At 65.8% G+C, this 558-nt stretch carries 1 protein-coding gene; it reads right to left on the minus strand.

What is annotated here, in order from left to right; translation table 11 throughout:
* On the minus strand, positions 1–558 hold a 558-nt coding region (locus tag EOA27_RS39435), incomplete at both ends, for a flagellar M-ring protein FliF C-terminal domain-containing protein (protein ID WP_281059535.1).

Raw genomic sequence — 558 nt, forward strand, 5'->3', positions numbered from 1 at the left:
GCTTCTGGTTGCTGGCCTCGTTGGTCTTGACCGATTGCACCGAACGCTCGACGCGCGAGTTCGGATCGAAGATCGTCTCCTCGGTCTGGCGGCTGTCGGTGTTGACGTCAGCCTTGACGCTGGCGCGGAAATTGTCGGGGCCGAGATAGGGGGTGAGCGCGCGGCGGATGTTGTCGCCGATCTGCGCCTCGACCGTCTGCTCGACGCCCAGCGTGCGCGCGGCGCTCGTGTTGGAAGGATCGTCGCCGGCGGCCAGCAGATTGCCGTTGGAATCGAGCACGGTGACCTTGTCGGCCGAGAGGCCGGGAACCGCCGCCGCAACCAGATGACGGATCGACATGGCGCTTTTCTCGGCATCGTTGCCGGTATAGCGGATGACCACCGAGGCGGAGGGCTGTTGCTCGTCGCGGCGGAAATTGGCGCGCTCGGACATGACGATATGGACGCGCGCCGCCTTGACGCCGGAGATCGACTGGATCGTGCGCGCGATCTCGCCTTCCAGCGCGCGCACACGGGTGATCTGCTGCATGAAGGAGGTGAGGCCGAGCGAGCCGACAT

It is taken from the genome of Mesorhizobium sp. M2A.F.Ca.ET.037.01.1.1, assembly GCF_003998075.1.
GTDB lineage: Bacteria > Pseudomonadota > Alphaproteobacteria > Rhizobiales > Rhizobiaceae > Mesorhizobium.